At 55.1% G+C, this 10,522-nt stretch carries 10 protein-coding genes; 3 read left to right on the top strand and 7 right to left on the bottom strand.

Features of this window, described 5'->3' with window-relative positions; all coding sequences use genetic code 11:
- Positions 1-165 precede the first annotated feature (165 nt).
- Positions 166-372, bottom strand: a complete 207-nt coding sequence (locus tag C1949_RS19855) for an antitoxin VbhA family protein (RefSeq protein ID WP_104739222.1) — start codon at positions 370-372, stop codon at positions 166-168.
- 256 nt (positions 373-628) lie between these two features.
- On the bottom strand, positions 629-1,441 hold the full coding sequence (locus tag C1949_RS14655; protein ID WP_104739221.1) for an inositol monophosphatase family protein: 813 nt from the start codon (positions 1,439-1,441) through the stop codon (positions 629-631).
- A gap of 278 nt (positions 1,442-1,719) precedes the next feature.
- Here C1949_RS14655 and C1949_RS14650 point away from each other — a divergent pair, with 278 nt between their 5' ends.
- Positions 1,720-2,481, top strand: a complete 762-nt coding sequence (locus tag C1949_RS14650) for a hypothetical protein (RefSeq protein ID WP_104739220.1) — start codon at positions 1,720-1,722, stop codon at positions 2,479-2,481.
- Positions 2,482-2,521: 40 nt separating this feature from the next.
- Here C1949_RS14650 and C1949_RS14645 read toward each other — a convergent pair whose 3' ends face one another.
- The 3 genes from C1949_RS14645 to C1949_RS14630 form a co-directional block, all read right to left on the bottom strand.
- Entirely contained in the window at positions 2,522-3,382 is an 861-nt protein-coding gene (locus tag C1949_RS14645; protein ID WP_104739219.1) for a sel1 repeat family protein, read from the bottom strand.
- Positions 3,383-3,497: 115 nt separating this feature from the next.
- Complete coding sequence (locus tag C1949_RS14640; RefSeq protein WP_229744362.1) at positions 3,498-4,607, bottom strand: GTPase family protein; 1,110 nt, start codon at positions 4,605-4,607, stop codon at positions 3,498-3,500.
- A gap of 580 nt (positions 4,608-5,187) precedes the next feature.
- Complete coding sequence (locus C1949_RS14630) at positions 5,188-6,249, bottom strand: helix-turn-helix transcriptional regulator (RefSeq protein WP_229744363.1); 1,062 nt, start codon at positions 6,247-6,249, stop codon at positions 5,188-5,190.
- A 266-nt stretch (positions 6,250-6,515) separates the two neighbouring features.
- Here C1949_RS14630 and C1949_RS14625 point away from each other — a divergent pair, with 266 nt between their 5' ends.
- Together C1949_RS14625 and C1949_RS14620 are read left to right on the top strand one after the other, a co-directional pair.
- Positions 6,516-7,733 (top strand): hypothetical protein, encoded by a 1,218-nt coding sequence (locus tag C1949_RS14625; RefSeq protein WP_146040331.1) that lies wholly within the window; start codon positions 6,516-6,518, stop codon positions 7,731-7,733.
- The gene (locus C1949_RS14620) at positions 7,726-8,277 is read left to right on the top strand and encodes a hypothetical protein (RefSeq protein ID WP_104739216.1); all 552 of its coding nucleotides are present in this window, start codon (positions 7,726-7,728) and stop codon (positions 8,275-8,277) included. Before C1949_RS14625 ends, C1949_RS14620 begins: the two co-directional genes overlap by 8 nt.
- A 344-nt stretch (positions 8,278-8,621) precedes the next feature.
- Here the strand turns inward: C1949_RS14620 and C1949_RS14615 are convergent, their stop codons facing one another.
- Complete coding sequence (locus tag C1949_RS14615; RefSeq protein WP_104739215.1) at positions 8,622-9,692, bottom strand: PD-(D/E)XK nuclease family protein; 1,071 nt, start codon at positions 9,690-9,692, stop codon at positions 8,622-8,624.
- Positions 9,693-9,778: 86 nt separating this feature from the next.
- Complete coding sequence (locus C1949_RS14610; protein ID WP_104739214.1) at positions 9,779-10,435, bottom strand: hypothetical protein; 657 nt, start codon at positions 10,433-10,435, stop codon at positions 9,779-9,781.
- Between the last annotated feature and the right edge of the window lie 87 nt (positions 10,436-10,522).

Below are 10,522 nucleotides of genomic sequence, written 5' to 3'. Positions count from 1 at the left end.
GGGCGGGGGGGCTCTTGGTACTGACAGCTCGACGAAAGCTTCGGTGATAGGACTGCAGTATCGGACTAGCTGAATAAGTGTCTCCGAGAGGTTCGCCCACCCAGGTTCGTGCATCATGCAATAAGGGCGTCGGAAACGAGCGTTGCGATGGTGTGGACTAGCGTGTCATTCCTCGCCCGGAGGTGAGCGCTTTTGGACTCCGTGCCTTATTTTTGCTTCGGCCACTAGCTCTGCCGAAGAAAGACGGCCGTTAGCATACTCCTCCATTCTCGCTGCCATGTATTGGCTTACTCGGACTCCGGAGAGTCTGTTGCTCGCCTGAACGTGGAGTACATTCGCACGGCGTTTATCCAGGTCGTTGTTTTGCGGCATGTGGATTTCCAGAGAAGGTGTTTCGATTAGACCTCTTCCCGATAACGATAGCCTAAGCAGGCCACCGTGGGCCATGGATATCGTCAGCCCTGCCGATAGGGACTAGCCTCCTTCCAAGCCGTGCTTTCTGCCGTGGGCACCGTTTGTCGCGCTTCTGCCTGGCTCTTGTTCCTAGTCGCATAGCGGCGAACCTTTATCTTGCTCCAAGGTTGCGGCCACAGCGTACCGGCAAGGCTTTCAATGGAAAAACGAGTGCTCAAACGTTTTTCTGAAAAACACGGTCCCAGTCTCGGTTGGCGAGTTCCCTGCAGGCGTCTAGGGCGCCACCAAAGCAACGTCTAGACGTGACCGCCAGGGAGGATCGGCTACCGTAGGTGATTTCCTGTCCATCCTGGTCTAGTAGCACGCCGCCGGCGCCGCGCAAGATGGCGTGCCCAGCCAATACGTCATGAGCTGCAGTGGTGACCAGCGACACCCCGGCTACGGCATCTCCGGCGGCAACTGCTGCCAGTCGGTACGCGATACTGGTTGTGGGGGCGGGGGTTGCTGGTGCGCAAAGCTCCGCGTTAATGGCCGGTTTCCTGCTCGCGGCGCTGCTGACCATTACCCGCGACTCTGGCGTCAGGCTGGCGGTGGCGAGCGACGAGGCAAGCTGTGCGCCGTTGCGGTAGATCGTCTTCATACCTTCTGCCCAGGCTATACAGTCGGGCCCACCGGCGGCTCTTACCGGCGCATAGACTACGCCAAGGACCGGACAGCCTTGACTGAGCAGGCCAACTGAAATGGCCGACCCTTTTAAACCTTTCAGAAAGTCTGCCGTTCCGTCGTTAGGGTCGACCACCCAGCAGTGTTGGTTGCCGGTGAGCTTAGAGCCGGTTTCCTCGCCCCAAAAGTCACACGCTAGAAGGTCTAGCAGTGCCGGACGCAACTCGCATTCGATCTCAGTGTCCACGTCGGCCTTGTCATAGAAGCCGCGGGGGCCGTCAGGTCGTTGCCACTCGGCTATCAAGCGGTTGCCCGCCCTGTTAACGATACTGATGACCTGGTTTAGAACGATGGTGTAATTCATCGGCCTGGCTCTCCATGCAAGTCGCGGTGGTGGACTGAATTGTATTGCGTAGCTGCGACGAAATCTGTCGCAGCTGGCGGCTATTCTGTTCAGCTACTGTATTGCAGCGAGGTGGAAATGGTTACGTACAAGGTCTTTTTGCAAAGAGTTGACCCCAAGGCTGGACCGTCGGCCAACTTCAGTTTTCAGGTGCAGGCGCAGAACGCCCAGATGGCCAAGGTCACGGCTGAAGCGCAATACCCTGGGTATCGCTGCATCAATAGCCCGGTTCGAGTAGGGTGAGCCCCGCAGATGAATGCGTCGAGCACAGACCTGCGGCGCAACTGGGTTGCAGGATTGGGATCTTTGCTTGCAATGAAAAGCTGGCGGAAATTTTTTTGCGCAGAGTCCAGTGGCATCGCCATGTGTTGAAAACCGCGATGCAGAGGGTCGGGGGGCGGTTTCGCTTTGAGCTTGCGAAATCAGCGGGTGGTAAGCTCCAGGCCGCTGGCTACGATGAGCTGCATGTGCTGATTGATGCATCGGATAGTGCGGCTGAGCTAGACCTTTTCTTGCCGTGCGCAGGGATTGTGCATGCTCACTTTGTTGGGCGGAATGCGCCTCCCGTGCCGTCTGGGGTACGCAGCTATGCTTGGCGCTCGGTAGAGGAGGCGGCCAGCTTCTGGGCTCGTTTTTATCTGTCTGCAGAGCATGCAAGCCTTGCGGTTAATTGCAGTGATGAGCTTAGCTGGATCGCTGATGGCCTGGTAGGTGTAGGCGAACATGCTTGGTCGGTGTCGACCAAGGGTGCGCTGACAACCTTACACGAACGCATTGACGAGTCTTGCTGGCGAAACATTCAACGAAACATCGTAGTGGTGGAAGCACCCGTAGGCTGGCGCATCAGGTCGCTTGAGAAGGTGCGGTCTGCGCTATATGCGCCGAATGGTGCAGAGCCAGAAATTCTGGTTTTGCTGAGTCCGCATTTTGTTGGATGCAGCTTGTCTTGGCTGTGTTTTTTTGGCGCAGGGGAGCAGGGAGGTCAAATTGCTGCGCGCTGAGTGAACCTGGCAGTTGCTTGTTGGCAAAGCAAGAGCAGTGTCATGTTTTGCTCTCGCATGCTTTTAGGTCTGCCAGTTTTTGCTCCTGTGCCAGATTGATCCAGAACGCTTTCATCCGTCCATAGGCATCGTCTGGCGGCAGTGGGCCCCACCAGTCACCGTCGTACAGCTCAATCAGGTAGTCTGTGGCGGCGCGGTTGCCATGAAGGGCAGCGCACTGTAGCTCGTGGAACGCACGCTCGTAGTTGAAAGCAGGCGAGTCGCTATTGAGCATGAGTATGCAGATGTTAACAACTGCCCAAGGGTCGCCGCACTCATTTGCGACTCGGTACCAAGCAATCGCCTCATCGTGGTCTGGCTTGCCGCCGACGATACAGTGCTCATGTAGTTCTGCGAGGGTGTTGGCGATCAGCCCTCTAAGTGCGTTGTTTCGTGCGCATCGAAAGGCCTCGACGTAAGCAGATATCACATTGCTCAAATCCTCCGTATCTCTGGATCGGTGGCTAAGGTGCTCGGCTTGGTTGAACACAGCCTCGGCGGAGTTTTGCTCTACGGCAAGCTGCAGCACTTGGAGTCCTAGCGCGCTGTTCCTTTTCAGGTGCGTGCCGGTAATCCACATCCAGCCCAGATCGTTCAGCGCTTCCGCATCGTAGCCAAGCGCAGCCTGGCGCAGGTGTTGGTACAGGTCATGGACGTCTGACTCGCTCGCTACCTGATGGATGGGCAGCTTGGCTGTAAGTGTTTGCAGGCTGCCGGGCCACTGCGCGCCCTTGTCGCGAATTGAACAGGTACCATAGGGCGCTATCGCGCCCGGGAGTCCGGCCTGAAAGTCTGGGGACAGGGCGGCCTGAGCCGGGATGAGCTGGCTGATCAGTGATACGACACTTGCCTGCTGATTCATTCTCATACTCCTTCAGTGACAGCCCACAGTTTATGCTAGGTGTACGACCAATTTTGCCGCAAAGGCAAGAGAAGTGCAGAAGCCACACCCGGAGGTGTGGCTTCAATGGATCCAATTACAATGAAATTCGTTTCCTTAGCTCCATAGCTATAAGTGTCATATCCAGCTCCTTGCCGGGATTCTCTTTGACGAAGCGGGTGAGTACGGAAATGTAAGCGCTGCCGAGGGCCTTGGTAAGAGCCGATGCAGTGGCGGCCGCAATGGCTCCTCCTGCGACGCTGCCTGCACCGGGGACCATCTTCAACAGGCCGGTCACCAGGGTTCGCCCGATCAGCGTTGCCGCACCTGCACCCAGAGTGGATGTCACCAGGGTGGTGAGGGCGGTGGTGCTGATTTCCATGCCGAAGGTAATGCCGATCTTTGCCAGCATACCGACCTGAATCGGCACCAGGCCTACCGCATCTGAAAAGGGGATAGGTACCGCAGCCAGCGCGCCTGCAGCTGCTGCAGCTACTACCACTTCCGTTTCGGCTTGCTCAACCTTCAGCTTCATTGCTGCCGCATGACGGGAGTTTAATGCGTTGGCGTAGGCACGCTGTTTTGCGTCAGGGAGTAGCTTTGCGGTTGCCTCAATCAATTTATCGACACCTTTGGGCTTGAGCGTGACGCGATCCTCGTCTTCTCCTAGCTCTTCTGCTAGTGCGCGAACAGACACAATGGCGGCGGCGCTCGGCAACGTCTGTTTCACCTGCTCGCTGAACCCATCGTCCGAGCGGGATTTGGTAATGACCACCACGACCGGAATGTTCTTTTCGGTGAACAGGCGGCAAAGCTCCACCTCGGCTTCTTCGACGCGCCGACCGTCCTCATGAATGCATAGCCAGGCAACGTGGATATGCTGATTTTCATCGTGCGACGCAGATCGGGTGTCGATGACATCAGTCAGTTCGGCGGCGATGGTGTCGTAATCTTTCAGCTCCAGACCTTTGGTGTCGATGATGGTGATCGGGTGCCCTTGCCTGGAGATTTCCTCGGTATGTTGGGTGACCGGGCGACCAGAACCTGTCTGCGCCAGTTCGCCGCGGAAAACCGTGTTGATGAGCGTGCTTTTGCCCACGCCGGTTTTGCCTGCGATGATGATATTAATCTTGCCAGATCCCTTGAGAGCGCCTTCGATAGCCTCGTCAATAGAGCTGGGCGTGTGCATTGACGTTACGTTGGTCATGATAGGTCCTTCCTTGTCTGCTGATTTGTCGTTCGCGCTAAGAGTCAACGCCCGAAGATCCAGGCCAGTGGGCCGCGCGATTTGGGGTGATGAGTTATCTGTAGATTGTCGCTACCGCATTGCGGACAGGAGGCAAAACAGTCCACCCCCCACGCGAGGGCATCGCTTGTGGGGCGAACTCTTTTTCGCCAGCTGCATTGACGGCATAGGTAGGTAGTGGGGCTGGGTGGAAAGGGCATGTCAGTCCTCCGTTGTACTGTTACAGGGGACTGTGCAGCAGCACCGCGACAGGCTGTGTCGCATGAAGGCCAGTTTTTTCTTGAGAGTGGGAATGTGCCGAAAGCCTGCTGGCGAGGGCATTGCCGTTGTGGCTGGCAAAAGGCGATTGCACTGCCGTCGCCCTTGCTGGAGCAAGGCAAAGGCTGTTTGCGCAGTGCGCAGTGCGCAGCGAGAAGCTCCACTCGCCTTGCGCATGCTCCGGCGCTTTTGTTCTTGGCGTTTTGCCTTTGCTACGGGCTCCGTTAGGCCTCAGAGACCGCTCGTTGAATGCGCCCTGCTTTGACCCCAGTCGGCTTTGAGGTTATTCAGCGTTTTCTTGGTACTGAGCGAGTGTCTGTTGCGCTCGGGTTTTGATCTCCTCAATCCAGTCGGCTGGCGCCCTTACTCGTATGTTTTCTCCCAGCGAGTAGACCCACCATCGTGTTTCCTTGTCATTCGGGACAACGGCACGCAAGCGTTGCCAATGGCTGTCCTCAAGAGGGGTGAGACTTTGCTCCATACTCAGTGGGGTTTCGTTGAGGAGCCAGGCGATGCTTGGGGACACGTCGGCTTCAAGCGTCACAGTGGCGATGTCTTCTTCGCTGTTGAGTTGGCGGCTGATGAACTGGTCAATACTGAAACCTTCCAGTTCCATGGCAGGGGCTGTAAGTACTTCTGCGTCAGTTATACGGTGCAATGCAAACTGCACTGGCTGCTCGTAGCTTTGGGTCCGGGCGACCAGATAGCTAATCGCATGTCGTGACACCAGGCCTGCCGGATGCAGTACGTGCTCGCGAGGTGTCGACTGCTCGCGAGCTTGGTAAACAACCCGTAATTGCCTCTCTCGCAGCAGGGCATCGGATACAGCTTCCCACACGTTTGAAGATATATCGGCAGGTAGCAAAGCTTTGCCATTTGGCAGGGCACGTACGGTTCTAGCCCAGTTGTGAAACGTGTTGCTGGTATTGCTCAGGAGCTGGTGCCGGGCCAGCTCAAATTGCGCCGTTAGCCTCTGCAGCACAGTGCTCGGCAGCAGTCTGCTGAGGTGGCTTTCTGCCAAATGCAGGGCTAACGCAGTGGCGGGGAGCATGATGTCCGTATCCAGCGGTGCATTTTTTTTTCGACTCCAGCGCGGGTGATGGCCCCCAACGGATTGGTAAATGGGGAAGGTGTTGGATGACTTTTCCAGATCACGCTGGACAGTGCGTTTACTAACGTTAAACCCTTCATTTTCCAGTGCGCAGAGCAACTCTCTGGTGGAGATATCGCCGGGCTCTTTAGGAACGAGGGCGATCATTAGCTTGATTCGGTGCAGAGTGTCTTTTGTGTCGCTCACTGTGGCGTCCATGTCTTGAGGTGATTTAAGTAGCGTCGCTGCTCGCATGCGACGGGGCTCCCCTGCATGTGATGAAGGTGCCGTTTTACATCAACTCATGCGAGCTCGTAGTTATCAAGCGGGTTAGCAAAATTCTGTTTTACGCCGTCATTGCGACAAGGTTTGTCGTGATGGTGCTGAATAATTGCGGGGGCAAAGCACGGCGGTGACAGTTGTTTCCATCGTTCAGCGCTTGTACCTTCCTCAGGGGGCAAGGAAGCCGGTTTGTTCAGCCAGTTGCCCCGTCTGATCAATAAGATAACCAAGGAGTGAACATGGAGTCGACGTCGCAATCGTCAGGCCTTTTAAAGGGACGTGTCCGATCGTTAGTGGTAGCTGCAGTCCTTATACTGATGGCGGTGAGTTGGTTAGGGGCGATCGACCGTGCCTCGACCGATTACATCGACAGCTCTCTCGTGCAGGCCTCAGTAGCTTTTGGTGTGGCCAAGCTGCTCAATGCGCTGATTTCCCTACTGCAAAGTGTCGAGGTAGAAGTCAGCATGGTGGTCTTTTCTGGCAGCTTGGGTCTGGGAGAGGTGCTAGATCCGTTCAATGATCTGATCGAGGATTACTCCTCGCTCATGAAGCTATCGATCGGTTCTCTGCTGATTCAAAAGCTGCTTCTTGGCGTCGTCTCTGACTTGTTCTTCAAAATCTTGCTGACGCTGTCTGGTGCTGTGGTCATTCTCAGTCTGTTGCGGCCATCGCTCGCCGGGTTTAATCAAAGTGTTCGCCTTTTTGCCTTTCTGGTTTTCCTTCGCTTTGCACTGGTTATGGTGGTCGCCCTGAACGGTGTGGTCAGCGAGTATTTTTTGGCTGAACAGTCCCGCGGTGGGATTGCTGCCTTGGAAGCGTTGCCGGGAGAGGTCGAGAATGTCGATGTAAAAGGCGCAGATGCGCAAGCCCTCAGTGCGTTGGCGTCGCAAGCTGAGGAGCAGCGCGCAGAACGGGAAGCTGTGCTCACTGCGCGACTTGAGGAACTCGCCGCCCAGCGTGAGCAGCTAATAGAGCAGCAACGTCAGGCAGAGTCCAAGCTTGATGAGCTGGAGGCAGGCATGGATACCGTCGAGCGCCTTAACTTCTTGTCGCGTTCGCCCGAGCACGCCAAGGCTATCGCGCAGGTTGGTCTTTACGAGGATCAGCTTGATCTGTTGGAGGATGAGCGCAACAAAACTCAAAACGGCCTGCTATTGATCCAGCGCGAGCGTGAAGCAGCGCAGAATCCGGATGGTGCTTCCGGCATCATGGATTCTGTGGGCGGCACCGTAGCCACGCTAGTCAACCCGCTGGCATTGGATGCGTTACAGGAGAAGCTCTCCAATGCCAGTGAAACCATCATGGAAGTCATGGCGCTGTTTGTGTTGCGGACGCTCATCCTGCCCTTGTTGTTTCTGTATTGCCTGACTGTTGTCTTCAAGGCGATCTGGCGTGTTGACGCGCGCGAGTGGTTGAACCGCTCGGCTGCTCGCAGCCAGGAGGTTCAGCATGTCTAACGCAGGTGCTGAATCGACATTGGGTGCATTGCCGCTGAGCTGGTGGGTAGTGGGCGTCGGGCTCTTGTTGATCTTGCCATTTGCTTTTGGGCTCGGCTTAGGCTTGAAGCGGCACATCGTGGTGTATCGAAATCATCTGGACGTGATGGTTGTCGGCGGGCTTTACCTGATCCCGGCGAGTATCGCTGCGCTGGCGGTGTTAATAGCCGGAGGCGGAGGGTCAGGCACCAATGATGAGGCAGTCTTCGAGCTTCGTATGGCGCTGTTTTCCCTTGCCGTGGTGCTCGATGCTTTGCTGCTCTTGTTTATCGTCGTGCGTACTTGGCTTGATAACCGGAACGTGCTGAAAATGCTGCTAGCGCTCTATGTGAAAATTCCGCTGGGCGTATTCTTTTTTGCGCAGTTCGGAAACATCTTCGGTGGTAAGCAGGCAGCCAGCAGACGCAAGTCCGTTTTTTGGGCTTTGCTGCTAACTCCGTTGATTCAGGGCTTGGTGAGGGACAAGCAGGGCAGCTTTCCAATCCCATCACGTCGTCGTTCGTAGTTGGCTCATTTGAAAGGTTTGCCGAGCTGCCGCAGTGTTTTGAGAGGCTGGAGCTTAGCGCCAGTCGCTACTTCTGCCTCTTTTTGCTGCGTGGCGCGGATAGCTCGGAGGTCAAATAACACGGCCATGCCTAGGACTTCACGGCAATAATGCCCTGCGTTCGATGGCGTCGATGCCAGAAATTTTCCTTGCTATGACCTAAGGTCTGGCGGGTGGAAGCTGAAGGCCCTAGCTCTATCAATGTCTGGGGTGAGCTGTGGGAGGCCGGTAATCCCGTTACATTCCGGCTCCCATAGAATCATTGTGCGCGCTAATGCGCCTAGTAGTAACGCATGGCGCAAAGTCTAACGGCGTAGCTCATGCTCAAAGTGCATAAGTAATTTCATTTTTTCGACAATCAGAGAAATAATTTCCTCTTCATCAAAGTGTTCCAGCTCCCAACGCAAGCAGAGAATGCTGTTTCCTTTGCCTTCATGCCAGACTTCGGTTTCGCCGCCGACGAAAAGATCCAGTCCCTGTTGGCGCAGCGAGTCATCCATCTCGCAAAGGTACACTCGTATCGATGGTTGCACTGTACTGCTCGACGAGCGCAAATATAGGACGACGTCCGACCATGTTTTCCAATTGTCAGAGGCAAAGCGCAGAGCGGGTCCATTCTTCCAATTATGCCGCCTGGTGTAACGCTCGTAGTTTGGCACCTCCCGCTCGAGTGCCTCGACGACCTTGCCATCCAGAGCGTCAATTACTTTGTCTTTCAGACGCACCAGGTTGTTAATTTGACTAAGGTTCTCAATGACGAAGTTGATGGCATTAGCATCCATGGCTTTTTCCATTGTAAGGTTTTCAAGGTGTAGCAAAAAATCGCGCGCAATTACCTGCCATTTATTAATCGGGTTAGTCAGCATCTGGTGTGCCAGGCGCTGGCGCGTCGCTCCAATAAGCTGGCCATAGCTTAAGCCATGCCATGCCGGTCTGCTGCTTTGGCCTGAGGGTGAAAGCACAGTGTAAAGCAGAGTGCGATCATCGCCGTTGATCACTTGAGTCGCAAATGCCTCGTAGTCATCAAAGGGATTAACCTGTCCGTGAAATATTTTATTTTCGAGTACAAGGTCCCAGCCTTCGCCGGCTAACACCAGGTCGATGCGATTGTTGGCATGGGTGAGCACTTCGCGTTTGGGGCTTTCGCGCAAAAAAGGGTTTAGTTCAGCGGTCCCGGGTAGGCACTCTAATAGGGAGGCCAAGAAGCAGTCACCCAAGTCGTGACTCTCTTCTGGATCTAGAAAGAAGGCAAGGAGATCAGTAGTGGGGTTCTCGTAGTAACCGCGGCCGCCTAATGCAAAAACACTCTGCTCGCGACGAGGCTGGTAAAAATTAATAGCTGTACGTAGCAGCTCACGAAAAGGTTCTAAGTCCACGGGTACAGTCCTTTGCGGTGTCAGGTTTCAGCATATGTGCATCGCTGCATTCGCAGCTTATAAGAGAGCCGGCACTAAAAAACGCTTTATTTCGGGGCGCCAAGGAAGAATAACGTCTCTCGATTATTTGGATGGACACCATAACCAAAAGGCGCGCTTTCGATGTCAGGGAAGCTGGCGTCCAAAATGTCAATGACGCGAGTATATCTGGAGCACTCAATGAACTCAGGCCCATCGGTGAAGTGGCAAATTAAGGCGCTAAATTGCAACTGTCGAAGTTGCATGAGCAGCTCATTATCACTGCAGTCACAATTGACCCAGGCGGACGTAACTGGCCGGCCCTTGCTCTCCTCGTAGAGGAAGACTAAATCGGCAAACGTCATGCACGCCAGCCCAGGATAGCGAAAAATATCGACCACTGAAGTCATGGTCCTTTCGGCCCATGAACTGAAATCTTCTGGCGAACTATCGATGGGTGCTATCAGTTGAAGGCATCTATCCGGAAGGTCGCGGTGCGGATTGATCCGGTCCACGAAGATGGCGAGGGCGCTCTCATCCATCTCTATCGGCAAATAGTCTAGGGGCGCGTTGATGATAAATGCCAAATCGTAGGGGCCACCATACTCGGCAGTTGGCCCACAGATTTCCACCTTTCCGCTTTCATTGATGTGGTCCGAGTACATCAGAAAAGCTTCCCCTTTCAGGTGGTCATGACACCCAATGGTGAAGCGTTGCATTTCCATGGGACACTCCTACATAGTGATATTTGTAGCATCATCGCAGCTCAGCGCGACAAGGCGCGTCGCAGGCCTGTCGCTGCGCGAGTAGGT

The sequence above is a fragment of the Halopseudomonas oceani genome (assembly GCF_002903165.1).
GTDB classification, from domain to species: domain Bacteria; phylum Pseudomonadota; class Gammaproteobacteria; order Pseudomonadales; family Pseudomonadaceae; genus Halopseudomonas; species Halopseudomonas oceani.
The sequence above is the reverse complement of the archived record's forward strand: the minus strand, read 5'-3'. Positions and strand labels throughout refer to the sequence as shown.